Origin of the sequence: Pseudomonas sp. NFIX49, from assembly GCF_900115915.1 — a bacterium.
Taxonomy (GTDB): domain Bacteria; phylum Pseudomonadota; class Gammaproteobacteria; order Pseudomonadales; family Pseudomonadaceae; genus Aquipseudomonas; species Aquipseudomonas pharyngis.
This window is the reverse complement of sequence record NZ_FOYE01000002.1, coordinates 402,639-422,805: the sequence shown is the minus strand read 5'-3', so window position 1 is coordinate 422,805 and position 20,167 is coordinate 402,639. Positions and strand designations below refer to the sequence as shown.

20 protein-coding genes are annotated in these 20,167 nt (G+C 61.7%); 15 read left to right on the top strand and 5 right to left on the bottom strand.

The genetic code is table 11. The annotated features are described in order from the left end of the window. Positions 1-73: 73 nt before the first annotated feature. The 5 genes from BMZ46_RS06410 (at position 74) to BMZ46_RS06390 (ending at position 4,122) form a co-directional block, all read left to right on the top strand. Positions 74-778 (top strand): TetR/AcrR family transcriptional regulator, encoded by a 705-nt coding sequence (locus tag BMZ46_RS06410; RefSeq protein ID WP_011332647.1) that lies wholly within the window; start codon positions 74-76, stop codon positions 776-778. A gap of 72 nt (positions 779-850) precedes the next feature. Then, complete coding sequence (locus BMZ46_RS06405) at positions 851-1,405, top strand: hypothetical protein (protein WP_039769616.1); 555 nt, start codon at positions 851-853, stop codon at positions 1,403-1,405. Positions 1,406-1,438: 33 nt separating this feature from the next. Next, a complete protein-coding gene (locus tag BMZ46_RS06400; RefSeq protein WP_039769617.1) occupies positions 1,439-2,716 on the top strand; it encodes a flavohemoglobin expression-modulating QEGLA motif protein in 1,278 nt (425 codons plus the stop codon). Between the two features lie 165 nt (positions 2,717-2,881). Beyond that, positions 2,882-3,796: an alpha/beta hydrolase gene (locus BMZ46_RS06395; protein WP_074691259.1), complete on the top strand. Its 915-nt coding sequence runs from the start codon at positions 2,882-2,884 to the stop codon at positions 3,794-3,796. Next, positions 3,793-4,122, top strand: a complete 330-nt coding sequence (locus tag BMZ46_RS06390) for a PA3694 family proteiin (RefSeq protein WP_074691261.1) — start codon at positions 3,793-3,795, stop codon at positions 4,120-4,122. Before BMZ46_RS06395 ends, BMZ46_RS06390 begins: the two co-directional genes overlap by 4 nt. A gap of 67 nt (positions 4,123-4,189) precedes the next feature. Here the strand turns inward: BMZ46_RS06390 and BMZ46_RS06385 are convergent, their stop codons facing one another. From BMZ46_RS06385 to BMZ46_RS06375, 3 genes are all read right to left on the bottom strand, one after another. Next, on the bottom strand, positions 4,190-4,984 hold the full coding sequence (locus BMZ46_RS06385; protein WP_074691263.1) for a lipotoxin F family OmpA-related lipoprotein LptF: 795 nt from the start codon (positions 4,982-4,984) through the stop codon (positions 4,190-4,192). Between the two features lie 55 nt (positions 4,985-5,039). Beyond that, positions 5,040-5,444, bottom strand: a complete 405-nt coding sequence (locus tag BMZ46_RS06380) for a DUF4398 domain-containing protein (RefSeq protein ID WP_011332653.1) — start codon at positions 5,442-5,444, stop codon at positions 5,040-5,042. A 365-nt stretch (positions 5,445-5,809) separates the two neighbouring features. Beyond that, positions 5,810-6,154 (bottom strand): hypothetical protein, encoded by a 345-nt coding sequence (locus BMZ46_RS06375; protein WP_011332654.1) that lies wholly within the window; start codon positions 6,152-6,154, stop codon positions 5,810-5,812. 214 nt (positions 6,155-6,368) lie between these two features. Here BMZ46_RS06375 and ppc point away from each other — a divergent pair, with 214 nt between their 5' ends. The 7 genes from ppc (at position 6,369) to BMZ46_RS06340 (ending at position 13,612) form a co-directional block, all read left to right on the top strand. After that, complete coding sequence (gene ppc, locus BMZ46_RS06370; protein ID WP_074691433.1) at positions 6,369-8,999, top strand: phosphoenolpyruvate carboxylase; 2,631 nt, start codon at positions 6,369-6,371, stop codon at positions 8,997-8,999. Positions 9,000-9,287: 288 nt separating this feature from the next. Continuing rightward, the gene (gene adk / locus BMZ46_RS06365) at positions 9,288-9,938 is read left to right on the top strand and encodes an adenylate kinase (RefSeq protein ID WP_064593717.1); all 651 of its coding nucleotides are present in this window, start codon (positions 9,288-9,290) and stop codon (positions 9,936-9,938) included. A 95-nt stretch (positions 9,939-10,033) separates the two neighbouring features. Then, positions 10,034-10,708 carry a tRNA (adenosine(37)-N6)-threonylcarbamoyltransferase complex dimerization subunit type 1 TsaB gene (gene tsaB, locus BMZ46_RS06360; RefSeq protein ID WP_074691266.1) on the top strand — a complete coding sequence of 225 codons (675 nt, stop codon included), beginning with the start codon at positions 10,034-10,036 and terminating at the stop codon, positions 10,706-10,708. Positions 10,709-10,880: 172 nt separating this feature from the next. Continuing rightward, positions 10,881-11,189, top strand: coding sequence for a hypothetical protein (locus BMZ46_RS06355; RefSeq protein ID WP_007954720.1), 309 nt, complete (start codon positions 10,881-10,883; stop codon positions 11,187-11,189). Beyond that, a complete protein-coding gene (locus BMZ46_RS06350) occupies positions 11,189-12,049 on the top strand; it encodes a DUF72 domain-containing protein (RefSeq protein WP_039769627.1) in 861 nt (286 codons plus the stop codon). Before BMZ46_RS06355 ends, BMZ46_RS06350 begins: the two co-directional genes overlap by 1 nt. Before the next feature lie 31 nt (positions 12,050-12,080). Further along, positions 12,081-12,917 (top strand): isocitrate lyase/PEP mutase family protein, encoded by an 837-nt coding sequence (locus tag BMZ46_RS06345; protein ID WP_074691268.1) that lies wholly within the window; start codon positions 12,081-12,083, stop codon positions 12,915-12,917. A gap of 2 nt (positions 12,918-12,919) precedes the next feature. Then, positions 12,920-13,612 (top strand): extensin-like domain-containing protein, encoded by a 693-nt coding sequence (locus tag BMZ46_RS06340; RefSeq protein ID WP_074691270.1) that lies wholly within the window; start codon positions 12,920-12,922, stop codon positions 13,610-13,612. Positions 13,613-13,616: 4 nt separating this feature from the next. On the opposite strand, the gene BMZ46_RS06335 is transcribed toward BMZ46_RS06340, so the two are convergent. Further along, entirely contained in the window at positions 13,617-14,231 is a 615-nt protein-coding gene (locus tag BMZ46_RS06335; protein ID WP_074691272.1) for an energy transducer TonB, read from the bottom strand. 93 nt (positions 14,232-14,324) lie between these two features. On the opposite strand from BMZ46_RS06335, the gene BMZ46_RS06330 reads away from it, so the two are divergent. Then, entirely contained in the window at positions 14,325-15,107 is a 783-nt protein-coding gene (locus BMZ46_RS06330; protein WP_074691274.1) for a class I SAM-dependent methyltransferase, read from the top strand. Positions 15,108-15,152: 45 nt separating this feature from the next. Here the strand turns inward: BMZ46_RS06330 and BMZ46_RS06325 are convergent, their stop codons facing one another. Continuing rightward, positions 15,153-15,788 (bottom strand): TetR/AcrR family transcriptional regulator, encoded by a 636-nt coding sequence (locus tag BMZ46_RS06325; protein ID WP_074691276.1) that lies wholly within the window; start codon positions 15,786-15,788, stop codon positions 15,153-15,155. Between the two features lie 94 nt (positions 15,789-15,882). Between BMZ46_RS06325 and BMZ46_RS06320 the strand changes: the two genes are divergently transcribed. Beyond that, the gene (locus BMZ46_RS06320) at positions 15,883-16,983 is read left to right on the top strand and encodes an efflux RND transporter periplasmic adaptor subunit (protein WP_074691278.1); all 1,101 of its coding nucleotides are present in this window, start codon (positions 15,883-15,885) and stop codon (positions 16,981-16,983) included. Between the two features lie 6 nt (positions 16,984-16,989). Further along, positions 16,990-20,058 (top strand): efflux RND transporter permease subunit, encoded by a 3,069-nt coding sequence (locus BMZ46_RS06315; RefSeq protein WP_074691280.1) that lies wholly within the window; start codon positions 16,990-16,992, stop codon positions 20,056-20,058. Positions 20,059-20,167: the final 109 nt, after the last annotated feature.

Sequence of the window (20,167 nt, the reverse complement as noted above, 5' to 3'; positions counted from 1 at the left end):
CTGTCTGGTACAAACGTATCAAATGGTTAATTTTGAAGAAAACAACAGAGGTATGCCTGTCGTGATCGGTGCAATGGCTCAAGAGGGTGCAGCGGGAATCGCCACTGCGGTCGCTGAAAGTGTTCAGTACCAGGGCCGCAAGGCCAGCCGGCAGGGCAGTGAACAGCGTCGACAGGACATTCTCGATGCGGCGATGCGCATTGTCGTGCGCGACGGTGTGCGGGCCGTGCGTCATCGGGCGGTGGCCGCCGAGGCCGGTGTGCCGCTGTCGGCCACCACGTATTACTTCAAGGACATCGATGACCTGCTCACCGATACCTTCGCCCAGTACGTCGAACGCAGCGCGGCCTATATGGCCAAGCTGTGGATCAACAACGAAGGCCTGCTGCGCGAAATGGTGGTCAGCGGTGACGGCAGCCCGGAGTCCCGTTCGCAACTGGCCGACGATATCGCGCGTTTGATGGCTGATTACGTGCATCGGCAACTGGTCAACCGTCGCGAGCATTTGATGGCTGAACAGGCATTCCGCCAGGAAGCGCTGCTCAACCCGCGTCTGGCGGAACTGGTGCGTTCCCATCAGCAGATTCTGTTGCAGGGCACCTGCCAGTTGTTCCAGGTATTGGGCTCGCGCGAGCCGCAGCAGGATGCCAAGGTGTTGACGGCGATTATCGGACGGATGGAATATCAGGGCCTGCTCAACGACGCCGAGCCTTTGGCCGAAGAGGACATGCTCGGCATTCTGACGCGCTATATGCACCTGGTACTCGCGTCGGTGTAATTCTCGACCCTGATCGTTCCCACGCGGAGCGTCGGAACGATCAGAAGAAACGGGTGTTCAAGGGAGTGTCGAATGAAAGCCTGGCGTGGCGTGATGATCGCCTTGTCGTTCCTGCTGCTCAGCGGATGTCTGGTGACCTTCAAGGAGCCGCTGCCTGCCAGTGAACCGGCGCCCAAGGGCCTGCTCGGCAAATGGTCGAGCACCAATGCCTGGGGCGAGCCGATGAATCTGGAGCTGACGCGCCTGGGCAACGACCGCTATCAGGCGGTTGCGTATTTCAAAGCCAAACCCCGGGAGCGTGAAGCCTATCCGTTCACGGTGTCGCGCCACGGCAACCGCTGGTACCTGTCGGCGAAGGTGCCGGCGCAATACGGCGGGCACTTCACCATCGCCGGCTTCGAGATCACCGACAAGCGCGAGCTGGTGATCTACAACCTCGACCTCGAACAGATCAACCAGGCCATCGCCCAGAAAGCCCTCGACGGCCAGGGCTTCCAGACCGATGACGGCGAGGGCGTGCAGGTCGACAGCCCGCTTGAAAAGGTCTTTGCTTACCTCGACGACCCGGCCAATTCCGACGTCTTCGTCGAAGCGGCGCGCTATCAGCATCAGGCCAAGGCCAAATAATTCAGTTCGTCACGTTTTCTACAGGAGTTTCGGGTGGACGATTACCAGCAGACGATACGCATTCTGTCCGATCGCATAGTGCTGGCGCAGACGCCGATCCGCGTGCTCGACGCGGTCAAGTGGGACGAGAACATCCGCAAGGGCTTCCTCAAGGCCAAGGGCAAGGAATTGCCGGCGGTGGATCGTGACTACTACCTCAACCGGCCGCTGTCCTTCGATTCGAGCAAGGTCAAACTGGAATTCCAGAACATCGAGCGCGACATCACCCGTCAGCTCGGCCAGTTCAACCCGGTCGGCCAGATCATGCGTCGCATGTGCAAGGAATACCGGATGGTGGTGCGCATGCTCGAAGCGCGCGGCACCGAGGATTTCGGCCTGATTTCCCAGGAACTGTACGGCGCCGCGTCCGATGCGTTCCACGCCGGTGACCCGACCCTGGCCGACCTCGGCCTGATGATGTCGGACTATCTGAACAACATCGACGGCCGTGGCGACCTGAAGGACGAACCGAAGATCCTCACCGCCAAAGACGCCGTGCACCTGCTGCAAACTCGCCTGAACAAGGTGTTCGGCGAGGCCGAGGAAACCATCCGCGTGTTCGAGTCCGACGGTATCGTCGCCGACGCGGCGGCGGGCGCCGACTACATCAAGATCCGCACCGACGCGATGTTCAACGACCGCGACGTGCGCGCGCTGGAAGTTCACGAAGGCCTGGTGCACGTCGGCACCACGCTCAACGGTCTGAACCAGCCGATCTGCACCTTCCTGTCCAAGGGCCCGCCCTCGTCGACCGTGACTCAGGAAGGCCTGGCGATCCTGATGGAAATCATCGCGTTCGCTTCCTACCCAAGCCGCCTGCGCAAACTGACCAACCGCACCCGCGCCATTCACATGGTCGAGGAGGGCGCGGACTTCCTGCAGATTTTCGAGTTCTTCCGCGAGCAGGGCTTCGAGATGGCGGAAAGCTACGGCAACGCCAGTCGGGTTTTCCGTGGCTCGACGCCGACCGGTCTGCCATTCACCAAAGACTTGTCCTACCTCAAGGGCTTCATCATGGTTTACAACTACATTCAGTTGGCCGTGCGCAAGGGCAAGCTCGAGCAGATCCCGTTGTTGTTCTGTGGCAAGACCACGTTGGAAGACATGCGAACCCTGCGTCAGCTGGTGGACGAAGGCCTGGTGGTGCCGCCGAAGTACCTGCCGGACCAGTTCCGCGACATGAACGCGTTGTCGGCGTGGATGTGCTTCTCCAACTTCCTCAATCACCTGAGCCTGGACCGGATCGAAGCGGATTACTCCAATATCCTGTAACCACACCGATTGATCGTTCCCACGCTCTGCGTGGGAATGCATCCCGTGACGCTCCGCGTCACAGTGGACGCGGAGCGTCCATGGCGGCATTCCCACGCGGACGGTTCGACGCCTCGACGTGGGAACGATCTAATTCCAACTCAAAATTTTGCGAGGTTTCACCGGATGAGAATCCTCGGCATCCTTTGCCTGCTCCTGACCCTCGGCGGTTGCAGTTCCTTGCTGTTCTACCCAGAGCCGGGTCAGCTTTTCACGCCGGAAAAGGCCAAGCTCGAATACCGCACCGTCACCCTGACCACCGCCGACGGCCTCAAGCTGAATGCCTGGTGGCTGCCGGCAAAACCCGGGGTTGAGGTCAAGGGCACGGTGCTGCACCTGCACGGCAACGGCGGCAATTTGCCGATGCACTTGGGCGGGAGCTGGTGGTTGCCGAAGAACGGCTATCAGGTGCTGCTGGTGGACTATCGCGGTTACGGTTTGTCCGAGGGCGAACCGAGCCTGCCGGCGATCTATCAGGACATCGATGCCGCCTTCGCCTGGCTGGACAAGGCGCCTGAGGTCAAAGGCAAACCGCTGGTGCTGCTGGGCCAGAGTCTCGGCGGGGCGATGGCGGTGCATTGGCTGGTGCAACATCCGCAAAGGCAAAAACAGCTCAAGGCCCTGGTACTCGACGGCGTGCCCGCCAGTTACCGCAGCGTCGGCCAATACGCCCTCAGCACCTCCTGGCTGACCTGGCCGTTTCAGGTGCCGCTGTCGTGGCTGGTGCCGGACGGCGACAGTGCGATCAACGCGATGCCGCAGCTCAACGGCGTGCCGAAACTGATCTTCCACAGCCTCGATGATCCGCTGGTGCCCCTTTCCAACGGCATCCGTCTGTATCAAGCTGCGCCGCCACCGCGCGTGCTGCAGCTGACCCGGGGCGGGCATGTGCAGACCTTCGGCGACCCGGTCTGGCGTCAGGTGATGCTGCGCTACCTCGACGATCCCGAACACTTCAACGGCCTGCGCCGCCTCGGCGAGATCCCGAATTATCCAACACCCCCGAATTCTGAAGACGAACCACCAGAGAGTCCGCAATGAGTGAAGAACGTAACGCCATCCCGCTGATCATCACCGGCATCTGCAGCATCCTCGGCACCGTCGGCGCCCTGTGGTACTACGGCTACCTGCACTTCGCCAAACCCGAGGATGCGTTGCTGCTCAACGACTTCACCATGCTCAAGACCGTTCCCGGCGAAGACTACAAGGTCTCCCTGACCCCGGCGCCGCAAGTGGCGCAATGCATCGATGGCGTGCTGGTGCTGTTCGACACCGAACAGAAAGGCCTGACCGGGGTGCTGGTCAACAGCCAGAAAAGGGCCGTGCGCTGCATGGGCCAGGAGACGCCGCAGAAGCTCGAAGAGTAAATCTGCGTCAGACAAAAAAGCCCCGCCTGATCACTCAGGCGGGGCTTTTCATTTACCGCTCAGCGAATCAGTGCGAGGTCGAGCTCACGGCCGAACGCGGCATCACTGGCTGGTTGTCGTTGGAAATGGTCACTTCCACGCGACGGTTCATCGCACGGCCCGAGACCGAGGTGTTGTCCGCCACCGGGTATTCCTTGCCATAACCCTGTACGACGATACGCGACGGGTCTACACCCATCTTGATCAGCGCAACCTGCACCGAAGTCGCGCGACGCTCGGACAGCGACTGGTTGTAGCTCGCGGTACCGGTGCTGTCGGTGTAGCCCTCGACGATCACTTTGCGATCAGGGTTTTCCTGGAGGAATTGCGCCAGTTTGTTGATGTTCACCAGACCGCTGGATTTCAGGTCGGCCTTGTTGGTGGCGAACAGCACGTCACCGAAAGTCACCAGCGTGCCGCGGTCGGTCTGCTTGGCGTTGAGACTGTCCTGCAGCTGTTTGATCTGCTGATCGCGGGCATCCAGACGGGCCTGGGCACGTTGGGCGGCGGCGTTCTTCAGGTTGTTTTCAGCGGTGCGCAGAGCGATGGTCTGCTTGGCCACTTCCACGCGCTGGTTGGTCAGATAAGCCAGTTGATCGACCTTGGCGGCGTCTTCTTTATCCAGATAAGCCTTGTCGGCCTTGTCCAGATAGTCGCTGGCGTCCTTGGTTTCCAGCGCAGCGACCTTGCTTGCCTGCGGGTTGGCCTGCAGGCCGGCGTAGTTGGTGCGTGCCTGTTCCAGGTTCGGGTTGGGTGGCGTGGAGCAGGCAGCCAGGGCAACGCTTGCAGCCAGGAGAGCGGGGATCATCAGTTGTTTACGCATAATCGTTCGTCCTTTATATCGATAAGAGTTTCAGCCTTGCGGTCGGGATGCGCGCTTACTGCACTGGGCGCTGACTTTCCTGACGCAATTCCTGAACACCTTTCTGGGAGTCCTTCACAGCCAGTTCGGCCTTGGCTGCCTGAGCCTTGCGTTCGGCAACGCGGGCATCCCACTCGGCCTGCTCGGACAAGCGACGGGCTTCGTCATACTTCTTGTCGTGCATGGCGATTTCGGCTTGCTTCAGCTTGTCCTGAGCCTGCTTCATCTCCACGGCGGCGAACTCGGTACCGCCAGCGCTGACCGCGCTGTTGACTGCCGATTGAGTGACGGCGTATTGCTCGGTCGGTGGATTGCCGGCACAACCGGCCAGCACGAAGCTGGTGCCGATGGCCAGAGCAGCCAGTTTCAGACCGCGCAGGTGGGAGAACGAGGTTTGGGTCTTCATGGTCTTCAACTCCATTGGTTAACTCCTTGGAAGCTTCGAAATCCATCCTGGTCGAGGAGTGACAACCGTCATGTGTCAGCGCGTTTTGAAACGCTCGTTCCAGGCGTGGTTACCTGTTCCGACCGAAGGCATTTTTCAAAAGTTCAGAAAAGATGGCCCATCGCCAAAAAAAACTTTGACCGAACGGACAGGGCTCTAAACCGGGAACTTTGGCGGTGGGCAGAGGTACGCGCGGGCGAGAAACGGCGCAAAAGCGGAGGGGGGACACAGTCCCTGTGGGAGCTGGCTTGCCAGCGATGAGGCCATCAAATACAGCACATGTGCTGCTGAACTGACGCCATCGAGGGCAAACCATTCCCACCGTTCTGAAGGGTCAGGAATCAGTGTTTCTGCTTCCCGGCAGCAGCCGACAAGTCATGCAGATGACGCCGCGACAACGCGAGAAAACGCGGGGTCGGGCCGACATCCTCATACAGCGGATCGCCTTCCTCGTCGGTGGCGACCACGGTCGAGCCTTTCACATACGGCAGGCTCGCTTCGAACTCTTCGAGGGCGGCGCCGATCAACTCACCGAGCAGTTCTTCGGCGTGACGTTTGGGGTACATCTCGGCGATCGCCGCCAGCCGTGCGGCAGCTTCCACATCCAGATGAATCGTGTAGCCGGTATCGGTCAGGCGACCCTTGGCGGTTTCTTCCCAATGCTGGGCGAGTTCACGGATTTTCATAAAAACCTCATGTCGCACCTGCTCATGGCAGGTCTTGGTGAGTGTCCGGCGTCAGCCGGCGGCAAGCCGTTGTGGGGCTTACCCTTGAGACTAGCTTCAACCCTCAAGGTTTAAAGTCCCTTCGTCGTCTGCTTGTAAGAAGCGTCCCGGAGCGGCACTCTCTGTTCATCCACTCACTTGCGATCCGTCACCGATTACTGCTGGAGAGATGCTGATGACCGATATTGATGCACGCTTGCGCGAAGACGTTCACCTGCTCGGTGAGCTGTTGGGCAACACCATTCGTGACCAGTACGGCGAGGCGTTTCTCGACAAGATCGAGCAGATCCGCAAGGGCGCCAAGGCCGACCGGCGCGGCTCGATGGACGCCGAACTCAGCGCCAGCCTCAATCAATTGAGCGAAGACGAACTGCTGCCGGTGGCGCGAGCCTTCAACCAGTTTCTCAACCTGGCGAACATCGCCGAGCAGTACCAGCTCATCCATCGCCGCGAAGAGACCCAGGCCGCGCCGTTCGAGTCCCGCGTGCTGCCGGAACTGCTCGCCCGCCTGCGCAAGGAAGGGCACAGTGCCGAATCCCTGGCCCGGCAACTGGCGCGGCTGGAAATCGAACTGGTGCTCACCGCGCACCCGACCGAAGTGGCCCGGCGCACGCTGATCCAGAAGTACGACGCGATTGCCGCGCAACTGGCGGCGCAGGATCACCGTGACCTGACCACGGCCGAACGCGAGCAGATCCACAACACCCTGCAACGCCTGATCGCCGAAGCCTGGCACACCGAAGAAATCCGCCGCACCCGCCCGACTCCGGTGGACGAAGCGAAGTGGGGTTTTGCGGTGATCGAACATTCGCTGTGGCAGGCGATTCCCCACCATATGCGCAAGGCCGATCAGGCGCTGTTCGCCGCTACCGGTTTGCGCTTGCCGCTGGAAGCTGCGCCGATCCGCTTCGCTTCGTGGATGGGCGGCGACCGCGACGGTAACCCGAACGTGACCGCTGCCGTGACCCGCGAAGTGCTGTTGCTGGCACGCTGGATGGCGGCGGATCTGTACCTGCGTGACGTCGATCACCTGGCCGCCGAATTGTCGATGCAGCAGGCCAGCGATGCGCTCAAGGCCCGGGCCGGCGACAGTGCCGAGCCGTATCGGGCAGTGCTCAAACAATTGCGTGAACGGCTGCGCGCCACACGTAACTGGGCCCATGCATCGCTGACCGCAACCACCCCGGCACCGGCCGACGTGCTGCACAACAACCGCGACCTGCTCGATCCGCTGGAGCTGTGTTTTAACTCGCTGCACGAATGCGGCATGGGCGTGATCGCCGACGGGCCGTTGCTCGATTGCCTGCGCCGGGCCGTGACCTTCGGTCTGTTCCTGGTGCGACTCGATGTGCGTCAGGATTCGTCGCGCCACAGCGCGGCCATGACTGAAATCACCGATTACCTCGGCCTCGGCAAATACGAGGAGTGGGATGAAGAACAGCGCATCAGCTTCCTGACCCGCGAACTGCAAAACCGTCGGCCGCTGCTGCCGGCGCATTTCAAACCCTCGGCCGACACCGCCGAAGTGCTCGCCACCTGCAAGGAAATCGCCGCCGCGCCGGGCGCTTCGCTGGGCTCCTACGTGATCTCCATGGCCGGTGCCGCTTCCGATGTGCTGGCGGTGCAACTGCTGCTCAAGGAGTCCGGCGTACTGCGGCCGATGCGCGTGGTGCCGCTGTTCGAAACCCTTGCCGACCTCGACAACGCAGGACCTGTGATCGAACGCCTGTTGCTGCTGCCCGGTTACCGCGCGCGGCTGCAAGGCCCGCAGGAAGTGATGATCGGCTATTCCGACTCGGCCAAGGACGCCGGCACCACTGCGGCAGCCTGGGCGCAGTACCGGGCGCAGGAGCGGCTGGTGGAAATCTGCCGTGAGCAGCAAGTCGAACTGCTGCTGTTCCACGGTCGCGGTGGCACCGTGGGCCGTGGCGGCGGCCCGGCGCACGCGGCGATTCTGTCGCAGCCGCCGGGTTCGGTGGCCGGACGTTTCCGCACCACCGAGCAGGGGGAAATGATTCGATTCAAATTCGGCCTGCCGGACATCGCCGAGCAAAACCTCAATCTGTATCTGGCGGCGGTGCTCGAAGCGACCCTGTTGCCTCCGCCGCCACCAACCCCCGAATGGCGGCATCTGATGGACGAACTGGCCGCTGACGGCGTCGCTGCTTACCGTGCGGTAGTGCGGGAGAACCCGCAATTCGTTGAGTATTTCCGTCAATCCACACCGGAGCAGGAGTTGGGCCGCTTGCCATTGGGCAGCCGTCCGGCCAAGCGCCGCGCTGGTGGCATCGAAAGCCTGCGGGCGATTCCGTGGATCTTCGGCTGGACCCAGACTCGCCTGATGCTGCCGGCCTGGCTCGGCTGGGAAACCGCATTGAGCAAAGCATTGGAGCGCGGCGAAGGCGAATTGCTGGGGCAGATGCGCGAGCAGTGGCCGTTCTTCCGCACCCGCATCGACATGCTGGAAATGGTGCTGGCCAAGGCCGACGCCGATATCGCGCTGTCCTACGACGAGCGTCTGGTGGAGCCGGAGTTGCTGCCGTTGGGTGCGCACTTACGCGACCTATTGTCGCAGGCGTGTTCCGTTGTCCTCGGCCTGACCGGTCAGTCGCAGCTACTGGCACATAGCCCGGATACCCTGGAATTCATCCGTCTGCGCAACACCTACCTCGACCCGCTGCATCTATTGCAGGCCGAGTTGCTGGCGCGTTCACGGCAGCAGAATGTCGAGCAGGGCAGCCCGGTGGAACAGGCGTTATTGGTGTCTGTGGCGGGGATTGCCGCCGGTTTGCGAAATACCGGCTAAGGTTTTCTGCGTGGGGCGGGGCACCCGAGGCGAACCTCGGGTGCCGTTTATTGGCCGTGGGAAAAATGCGGTCAGGCGACAGTTAATGATGGGGTTGCGACTTGGGGAACCGCGTCGCAAGGTCGCGGCGGGCGCCGGTTTCTCCGACTTTTGGCGTCTTGTGTGGGCGCAGCCTGCTGTGTATCTTGATCAGCCTTTGGCCGTTTGGGCGGCCACGACCCGTTCTATGAGATTGGCCCCACGAGGCGAATCCATTGTTTTTTATATAAAAAATTGAGGAGCACATCGATGCGCGTCATTCTGCTGGGAGCTCCCGGGGCCGGTAAAGGTACTCAGGCTAAGTTCATCACCGAGAAATTCGGCATTCCGCAAATCTCCACCGGCGACATGCTGCGTGCCGCGGTCAAGGCCGGCACCGAGCTGGGCATCAAGGCCAAGAGCATCATGGATGCCGGCGGCCTGGTGTCGGATGACCTGATCATCGCGCTGGTCAAGGACCGTATCGCTCAAGCCGATTGCGCCAAGGGTTTCCTGTTCGATGGCTTCCCGCGCACCATTCCTCAGGCTGAAGCGCTGGTGACTGCCGGTGTCGAGCTGGACGCCGTGGTCGAAATCGCCGTTGAAGACGAAGAAATCGTTCAGCGTATCGCCGGTCGTCGCGTTCACGAGGCCAGCGGCCGCGTTTACCACATCGTCTACAACCCGCCGAAACTGGCCGGCAAAGACGACATCACCGGCGAAGAGCTGGTGCAGCGCAAGGACGACACCGAAGAAACCGTGCGTCATCGCCTGTCGGTCTACCACTCGCAGACCAAGCCGCTGGTGGAGTTCTACCAGAACCTGTCCGCCAAGAACGGTGGCAAGCCGAAGTACAGCCATATCCCTGGCGTCGGTTCGGTTGAAGCGATCACCGCCAAGGTGCTTGAAGCCCTGAGCTGAAAAACCTGATCCGCTGCATCATCCACGGCCCGCTTGCGGGCCGTAGTTGTTTATACTGGCGCACTTTTTCCCCCACCTGATTTACGGACACATCGATGAGCACCTTGCTGGCCCTGGACACCGCGACTGAAGCTTGCTCCGTTGCCTTGCTGCATGACGGCAAGGTCACGAGCCATTACGAGGTGATCCCGCGCCTGCACGCGCAGAAACTGCTGCCGATGATCCAGCAACTGCTGGCCGACGCCGGCACCACCCTGCAAGCGGTGGACGCCATCGCCTTCGGACGTGGCCCGGGCGCATTCACCGGTGTGCGGATTGCCATTGGCGTGGTGCAAGGCCTGGCCTATGCGCTGGATCGCCCGGTGTTGCCGGTGTCGAACCTGGCCGTGCTGGCGCAACGGGCTTATCGCGAGCACGGCGTGAGCCAGGTCGCGGCCGCCATCGATGCGCGGATGGATGAGGTGTATTGGGGCTGCTATCGCGAGACGGCCGGGGAGATGCGTCTGGTCGGCACCGAAGCGGTGCTGCCGCCGGAAGTCGCTGCGCTGCCGGACGATGCTTCGGGTGACTGGTTCGGAGCCGGCACTGGCTGGGGTTATGGTGAGCGCATCGCTGTAAACCTCACTGGATCTGACGCTGGCATGCTGCCCCACGCCGAAGACCTGCTGACCCTGGCGCGATTTGCCTGGGAGCGCGGTGAAGCGATTCCGGCAGACGACGCCCAGCCGGTTTACCTGCGCGACAAAGTGGCCACCCCGAAAGCCCGCTGAGGCCATTCACCCTGTGGCATTCGCCGCAGGGTCCCACCCGATCTGCCAATCGTCCGTTTCTAACCCCGCGCTTTAAACCTTTTGCCTTTTATGTGTTCTAGTTATCACTCGGCGATTTGCTAAGTCGGTCAGGTGCCGCTAAATTGCCATCATCGATACCGAGCATGACTTTATGCGTATAGACGGCGTTTCCACTCATTCCTACCCCATCAAGCGCAAGCCTCGCAAAGGCAATCCGGCGCTGGATGAGTCCGTCGACGATATCGACGGCGAGCTGGAATTCCCGACCGAAGAGCAACTGGCTGCCCGTGCCGCCAAAGCCACCGCGCAACGCCTGAGCAATCTGCCCGCCCGCCAACAAGACATGATTTATCACCGCGCGATGAAGAAAAGCGTGGCCATGGCCCTGGCCAGCTACCTGAGCACCGCCGGTTTTGTCGATTGGGATGCAGACGTGCTGGGCCTCGATCTGTACATCTGATGGATCTGCCTTACTACCTCGGTTGCCCGTCCTGGAGCGAAAACGCCTGGCGCGAGTATCTGTATCCGGTAGACGCCAAGACCTCCGATTTCCTCGGACTCTATTCGCAAGTGTTCAACGCCGTGGAAGGCAACACGACCTTCTACGCCAGCCCGTCGCCGGCCACCGTGCAGCGTTGGGCCGAGGTCATGCCGGAGCACTTTCGCTTCACCGCCAAGTTTCCCGGTGACATCAGCCACAGCGGCGACCTGCGCGATCAACTGACCGCCGCCGAAACCTTCCTCCAGTTGCTCAAGCCACTCGGTGAGCGTGTCTCGCCAATGTGGCTGCAACTGTCGAAAAGCTTCACGCCGCACCGCTTGCCGGAGCTCGCCGCGTTCATCGACGCGCTGGATTGTCCGCTGGCGGTGGAGGTGCGCCACGAGCAGTTCTTCGCCAAGGGTGAGAGTGAGCGACTGCTCAACCGGCTGTTGCTGGATCGCGGTGTGGAGCGCATCTGTCTTGATCCGCGCGCACTGTTCAGTTGCCTGTCAACCGAGTCGTCGGTGATCCACGCTCAATCGAAAAAGCCCCGCGTTCCGACGCGTCCGGCGGCGTTCACCCAGTTCCCGCAGGTGCGCTTCATCGGCCATCCGGAACTTGAGGCCAACGACCCGTTCCTGGTGCCGTGGGTGGCGAAGATTGCCGAGTGGATCGAAGAGGGCCGCACGCCGTACATCTTCCTGCACACCGCCGATAACATTCTTGCGGCGAAGCTGGCGCAACGTTTTCACGCACAACTGATGCAACGTTTGCCTGGCCTGCGACCTTTGCCTGAGCTATACAGAGAACCCGCCGCCGAGCAACTTGGCCTGCTCTGAGGCGGATTTTTTCCTGCCCAGGAGCCTGCCGATGGATGCCCAAGCCCCTCAACAACAAGCCCGTAAAGCCGAAGCCTTCAAAGCCCTGCACGAACGCCCCGGGATTTTCGTGATTCCCAATCCGTGGGATGCCGGTTCCGCGAAGATGCTCGCCAGTCTCGGCTATCAGGCGCTGGCGACCACCAGCGCCGGTTATGCGTTTTCCCAAGGCAAGCCCGATGTTGGCCTGAGTCTTGACGATACGCTGGCCAATGTCCGGGCGATTGTCGCGGCCACGGATTTGCCGGTGGCAGTGGATCTGGAAAACGGCTTCGCCGACGCCCCGGCCGAATCGGCACAAAGTCTGATCCGCGCAGCCGAGGCGGGCGCCGTGGGTGGCTCGATCGAAGATGCCACCGGCCGGGAAGACTCGCCGATCTACTGCTTCGAACACGCGGTGGCACGGATCGAAGCCGCCGTCGCTGCCGTGCGCACCTTGCCGTTTCCCTTCACCCTGACCGCCCGTGCGGAAAACTATCTGCACGGCAATCCCGATCTCAACGACACCATCCGCCGCTTGCAGGCCTTTGCCGAAGCCGGCGCTGACGTGTTGTACGCGCCGGGCCTGCGCACCGCCGAAGAAGTTCTGGCGGTGGTGCGCGCGGTGGCGCCGAAACCGGTCAATGTGTTGATGTCCGGCGGCTTGAAGCTGACGGTGCAACAGCTGGAAGAAATGGGCGTGAAGCGGATCAGCACCGGCTCGGCGCTGGCACTGGCGGCGTTCGGCGAGTTTTTCCGCGCGGCGGAAGAAATCCAGCAGTCCGGCACTTTCACCTTCACCTCCCGTTCGATGCCGTACGCCAAGGCCAATCAATTCTTCAAGGGATGAGCATGGGGCGCTGGCTGGTGTTGGCAGGGCTGCTGATCATTGGTGGCGGGCTGATCGGCGTCTGGCGCGGCTGGCTCGATGTGCCGCCGCAGTGGAACCCGTGGGCGCCGCTGGATGTGCAAGCCGCGCCCAACTGGCTCACGGGCTACAAGTTGATGCGCCTGCGCAGCGATCCGCTGTTGTGCCAGCAGGCATTGGGCAGCTCCGGCCTGCGGGTTTCGCCACAGGCCGACAGTCCCGATGCCAAATGCCCGCTGATCAGCGCTTTGCGCGTGCAGGGCGGCGGGGTGGGGCTCAGCAGCAGCTTTCTCGCCAGTTGCCCGTTGGCCGTGGCGTTTGCGATGTTCGAGCGCCACACGTTGCAACCGGCGGCGCAGCAGGCCTACGGTCAGCCTGTGGCGCGGGTCGATCACCTCGGCAGCTTCGCCTGCCGCAACGTCTACAACCGCGATAGCGGCGCGCTCAGCCGCCATGCCAGTGCCGATGCGCTGGACATCGCCGGCTTCCGGCTGGCGGATGGTCGTGCGATCAGCGTGCTCAAGGACTGGCCGAAGCAAAACCGGGACGCGCAGTTTCTACGTCAGGTGCGCGATGGCGCCTGCGAGGCGTTCAGTGTGGTGTTGAGTCCGGATTACAACGCCGCTCATCGCAATCACTTTCATGTCGATGTCGGGCGCTGGAGCGTGTGTCGCTGAGGGATCAGGCGGCGATGCGCAGATTCTGCTGAACGATCGGGCGCACCCAGCCGTTATCGAAGTCCAGGGCTTTCTGCTGCTCGACGATGGCTTCCGGCGGGAACGGCGGGTAAGGCTGCAGCAGATCCAGGTCGAACTCGGCAATCGGCAGGTACAGCGGTTTTTTCTGCGGGGCAGGGCCCGGCTCCGGAATCGGCTGGCCGTTGTTGATCACTACCGGGCGAACCCAACTGCTGTCGAAATCCTGCTGCTTTTGCTGAGTCTTGATTTCTTCTGGCGGGAACGGAGGGTACGGCTCGGCCAGTGTCATGTCGATTTCGGCGATCGGCAGGAACAGCGGCTCCGGCGGACGCACCTCGGTTTCCACCACATCGCATTCGCGCTGGCTGACGATGTGCGCATACAGTTCGCTGCCGACAGTCGGTTCTTCAGGGCTTTCCAGGTCAACCGGTGGAAACGTGCCGCACGCCGGCACCACATCACTCGATTGCTCGGCCAGTGCCTGGGCAAAAAAATCCTGCCACAGGTGGCTGACGCCGCCCAATGCTTGAGTGTTATGACGGCTGAAATCGCCTGTGGGCGAAAGGTAGCCAATCGATGTGGGAAGAATGCCTGACATTTTTTTCGGTTGACGCTCAGCTCTGGCAAAATGCGCGTTGATTGGGTTATCGGCGGTTTTTGCCGATCCTTAACTTTTTTGAGCGTGTTTTCCATGATTGAGCAACCCGCGGCCTGCCGCATCCATGTCGAGGCCCTCGGCCCGACGTTCGAAGCGCAGGCCGAGCAGTGGGCGCAGCGCCTGGATCTGCCGTTGCAGGTGGCTGACGGCGAGTTCGCCTTGCAGGTCGGCGAGCAGGGTTTGCAGCTGCAACAGCTGGGGCCGGATGCCCCGGGGCCGGTGCGGGTGGACTTTGTCGAGGGCGGTGCGGCCCATCGCCGGTTGTACGGCGGTGGCAGCGGGCAGATGATCGCCAAGGCGGTCGGCATCGCTCAAGGCGTGCGTCCTCGGGTGCTGGATGCCACGGCAGGGCTGGGCAAGGATGCGTTCGTGCTGGCCAGTCTCGGTTGCGAGATGAGCCTGATCGAGCGCCAGCCATTGATCGGCGCGTTGCTGGAAGATGGTCTGGCCCGTGCGGCTGAAGACTTCGAGGTGGCGCCGATCGTGGCGCGGATGAAGCTGCTCAAGGGCAACTCCATCGACGTGATGCGCAATTGGGAGGGCGAGCCGCCGCAGGTGATCTACCTCGACCCGATGTTCCCGCACCGTGAGAAAACCGCGCTGGTGAAGAAGGAAATGCGCCTGTTCCGCCCGTTGGTAGGCGATGATCCGGATGCACCGGCGTTGCTGGAAGCGGCGTTGGCGCTGGCCACGCACCGGGTGGTGGTCAAGCGCCCGCGCAAGGCGCCGTGCATCGAAGGGCCGAAGCCGAGCCATGCGCTGGATGGCAAATCCAGCCGCTATGACATCTACCCGAAGAAAGCGCTCAAGGCCTGAGCCGTCGCTTAAGAAAATCCCACGCATGGCGTGGGATTTTTGTTTTCAGGGTCGAAAGGCCCGCATGAACAGCCCGACCACTTCCTGCACATGATTTTCCGCCGCCTCGCCGGTCAGCGGCTCACCGCAGCCGTACAACAGACGGAAATTCCCGGCGCCCTTGATCAGGCAAAAGAAGTGTTCGGCGGCGTTGTGCGGGTTGTCGATGCTCAGCACGCCGGTTTCGTGGATCCGCCGCAGCAAACGTTCCATGCCCTGCACCATGCGCTGAGGGCCGGCCTCGAAGAAGATCAGTGACAGGTTGGGATCCTGACTGCCCAAGGCCATGATCAGGCGATGCAGGTTCACCGATTCATCGCTGTTGATCAGGTGATGAAAACCTCGCGCAATGTTCAGCAACACATTTTCCACGGCGATGCCGTCCGGCAATTCGAAGAACAGCGGCGGCAATTGCTCCTCGCATTTGGCCACTACAGCGGCAGAGAACAGCGTCTCCTTGTCGTTGAAATGGCTGTAGACCGTCAGCTTCGACACCCCGGCCTCGGCGGCCACCGCGTCCATGCTGGTGTTGGCATAGCCGTGACTCAGAAACAGGATTTTCGCCGCCTCGAGAATCGCCTGGCGCTTGGCCGGATCCTTCGGTCGGCCCGGGCCGTTTGGAGTGGAAAGATTGTTCGACATTCTTCGCTTTTAATACTGGACTGGTGAGTTTGCTATTAATAACATACCGGCCAGTATAATTATTCCAAGCCTCCTTAGCGAAAGGTCCTTCACCATGTTCCGCCATGCGTTGTCCTTTGCGGTGCCAGTCAGTCTGGCTTTTTTATTGTCGGCGTGTGGCAAGGAAGAGGTGACGCAAGTCAACGTGCGACCGGCCATGGTGGTGCAGCCAGAGCCTTCGGCGCAGGCGATGGAAAGTTATCCGGGCGAGGTTCGCGCCCGCTACGAACCCGATCTGGCGTTCCGCATCGGCGGCAAAGTCAGCCGACGACTGGTCGAGGAAGGCCAGCGCGTGAAGGCCGATCAGCCACTCGCCGAGCTCGATCCGCAGGATGTACGCCTGCAACTGGAAGCCACCCGAGCCCAGGTCGCGGCGGCCGAAGCCAACCTGAACCTGGTGCGTGCCGAGCGTGACCGCTACAAGACCCTGATGGAACGGCAGATGGTCAGCCGCTCGGCCTACGACAATGCCGAGAACCTCTACCGCTCCGGCGAAGCCCGCCTCAAACAGATCAAGGCCGAATTCAACGTCTCGACCAATCAGGCCAGTTACGCCGTGCTGCGCGCGCCCCAGGATGGCGTGGTGGCCAAGCGTTCGGTGGAGGTCGGGCAGGTGGTCGCCGCCGGGCAGACCGTTTTCACTCTCGCCACTGACGGCGAACGGGAAGTGCTGATCAGCCTGCCGGAGCAGAGCTTCGGCCGCTTCAAGGTCGGCCAGCCCGTCTCGGTGGAGTTGTGGACGCAACAGAACCAGCGCTTCGCCGGGCAGATCCGCGAGCTGTCGCCGGCCGCCGATCCGAAATCCCGCACCTTCGCCGCACGCATTGCATTCACCGCCGGCAAAGTCCCGGCGGAACTGGGCCAGAGCGCCCGGGTCTTCGTGCAGACCGCCGATGTCATCCCGCTGTCGGTGCCGCTCTCGGCACTGACCGCCGAAAACGGCGCGACCTACGTCTGGGTCGTCAGCGCCAACAACACCCTGAAAAAGACCCCGGTGCGCGTCGGCCCGTTCGGTGAGAAAACCGTGCCGGTGCTCGAAGGCTTGAACGCCAGCGACTGGGTGGTTGCCGCTGGCGTTCACGTATTGCTGGAAGGGCAGCAGGTGCGTCCGGTGGATCGCTCCAACCGTGTGGTCAATCTGGCGGACAAGGAGTAATCCCCGATGGGTTTCAATCTTTCCGCCTGGGCGCTGCGCAATCGCCAGATCGTACTGTTCCTGATGCTTTTGCTGGCGATTGTCGGTGCCTTGTCCTACACCAAGCTCGGCCAGAGCGAAGACCCGCCGTTCACCTTCAAGGCGATGGTCATCCAGACCCGCTGGCCCGGCGCAACGGCTCAGGAAGTCTCGCGCCAGGTTACCGAACGCATCGAAAAGAAACTGATGGAAACCGGCGAGTACGAGCGGATTGTTTCGTTCTCGCGCCCCGGTGAATCCCAAGTCACGTTCATTGCCCGCGACTCGATGCATTCGGTGGAGATTCCGGATCTCTGGTATCAGGTGCGCAAGAAAGTCAGCGACATTCGCCAGACCCTGCCGCCGGGCATTCAGGGGCCGTTTTTCAACGATGAGTTCGGCACCACCTTCGGCAATATCTATGCGCTGACCGGCGACGGTTTCGACTACGCGGTGCTCAAGGATTACGCCGACCGCATCCAGATCCAGCTGCAACGGGTCAAGGACGTGGGCAAGGTCGATCTGCTCGGTTTACAGGACGAGAAGGTCTGGGTCGAATTGTCCAACGTTAAGCTCGCCACCCTCGGCTTGCCGCTGGCAGTCGTGCAGCAGGCGCTGGAGGAACAGAACGCGGTGTCCACCGCAGGGTTTTTCGAAACCGGCAGCGAGCGTTTGCAGCTGCGGGTGTCGGGGAATTTTCAGACAGTCGACGAGATCAAGAACTTCCCGATCCGGGTCGGTGATCGTACGTTCCGCATCTCCGATGTCGCTGACGTGCGGCGCGGTTTCAACGATCCTCCGGCACCGCGCATGCGCTTCATGGGCGAGGATGCGATCGGCCTGGCGGTGGCGATGAAGGATGGCGGCGACATTCTGGTGCTGGGCAAGGCCCTGGAAATCGAGTTCGCCCGCATCCAGAAAAACCTGCCGGCCGGCATGCAGTTGCGCAAGGTCTCCGACCAGCCCGCCGCCGTGAAAACCGGTGTCGGCGAGTTCGTCCAGGTGCTTGTCGAGGCACTGGCCATCGTGTTGCTGGTGAGTTTCTTCTCCCTCGGCGTACGCACCGGCATGGTGGTGGCGCTGACCATTCCGCTGGTGCTGGCGATGACCTTCGCCTGCATGTATTACTTCGGCATCGGCCTGCACAAGATTTCCCTCGGTGCGCTGGTGCTGGCGCTGGGCTTGCTGGTGGACGACGCGATCATCGCCGTGGAAATGATGGCGATCAAAATGGAGCAGGGTTTCGACCGGATCAAGGCTGCCAGTTATGCCTGGACCAGCACCGCGTTCCCGATGCTCACCGGTACGCTGATTACGGCCGCAGGCTTCCTGCCGATTGCCACGGCGCAGTCCGGCACCGGCGAATACACCCGCTCGATCTTCCAGGTGGTGACCATCGCCTTGCTCGCATCCTGGGTAGCGGCGGTGGTGTTCGTGCCGTATCTGGGGGAAAAGCTCCTGCCGGATCTGGCGAAAATTCATGCGGCCAAACACGGTACGGCTGACGGCCAAACCGATCCCTATGGCACGCCGTTCTACCAACGGGTACGGCGTCTGGTGGAGTGGTGCGTACGTCGGCGCAAAACCGTGATCGTGCTCACCGTGCTGCTATTTGTTGCGTCGCTGGCGTTGTTCCGGTTCGTGCCGCAGCAGTTCTTTCCGGCTTCCGGGCGACTGGAGCTGATGGTCGATCTGAAGCTTGCCGAAGGCGCTTCGCTGGCCAACACCACCGCCGAGGTCAAACGGCTGGAAGCGATGCTCAAGGATCACGCCGGCATCGACAACTATGTCGCTTACGTCGGCACCGGTTCGCCACGTTTCTACCTGCCGCTGGATCAACAACTGCCGGCGGCGAGCTTCGCCCAGTTTGTCGTTCTGGCGAAAACCATCGAGGAGCGTGAAGCGCTGCGCACTTGGCTGATCGACACGTTGAACGAGCAGTTCCCGGCCTTGCGTTCGCGGGTCACGCGCCTGGAAAACGGTCCTCCGGTTGGCTATCCGGTGCAGTTCCGTGTCACCGGCGAGCACATCGAGGAAGTCCGTGCTTTGGCGCGCAAGGTGGCGGCCAAGGTGCGCGAGAACCCGCATGTGGTGAATGTGCATCTGGACTGGGAAGAGCCGAGCAAGGTCGTGTACCTGAACATTGATCAGGATCGCGCCCGGGCACTGGGTGTGAGCACGGCGAATCTGGCGAAATTCCTCCAGAGTTCGCTGACCGGCTCCAGCGTCAGCCAGTACCGCGAGGACAACGAATTGATCGAAATCCTCCTGCGCGGCACCGTGCACGAGCGCACCGAACTGTCGTTGCTGCCGAGTCTGGCGGTGCCGACCGACAACGGTCGCAGCGTCGCGCTGTCGCAGATTGCCACGCTGGAATATGGCTTCGAGGAAGGCATCATCTGGCACCGCAATCGTCTGCCGAACGTGACCGTGCGGGCGGACATCTATGGCAAGGAACAACCGGCAACGCTGGTGAAGCAGATCATGCCGACGCTTGATCCGATCCGTGCCGAATTGCCGGACGGCTATCTGCTTGATGTGGGCGGCACGGTTGAGGATTCCGAGCGTGGGCAGAAGTCGGTGAACGCCGGGGTGCCGATGTTCATTGTCGTGGTGCTGACGTTGCTGATGGTGCAATTGCGCAGTTTTTCGCGCACGGCGATGGTGTTTCTGACCGCGCCGCTGGGGTTGATCGGGGTAACGCTGTTTCTGCTGGTGTTCCGTCAGCCGTTCGGGTTTGTGGCGATGCTCGGGACGATCGCGCTGTCGGGGATGATCATGCGTAACTCGGTGATTCTGGTGGATCAGATCGAGCAGGACATCGCCGCCGGGCTCAAGCCGTGGCAGGCGATTATCGAGGCGACCGTGCGGCGGTTCCGGCCGATTGTGTTGACGGCTTTGGCGGCGGTGTTGGCGATGATTCCGCTTTCTCGCAGTGTGTTTTTCGGGCCGATGGCGGTGGCGATTATGGGGGGGTTGATTGTTGCTACTGCTCTGACGCTTTTGTTTTTGCCGGCGTTGTATGCGGCTTGGTTCAGGGTTCGCAAGGAGTCTTGATTTGGTTTGGTGAGCTTGGCGGCCTTTGGGCCGACCAGACTCTTGGGGTTTTGGGTGAATATCCGTTTCTGCGGGTGTTGCGACTGGCGGTTTCGCCCTTACGGCGAGT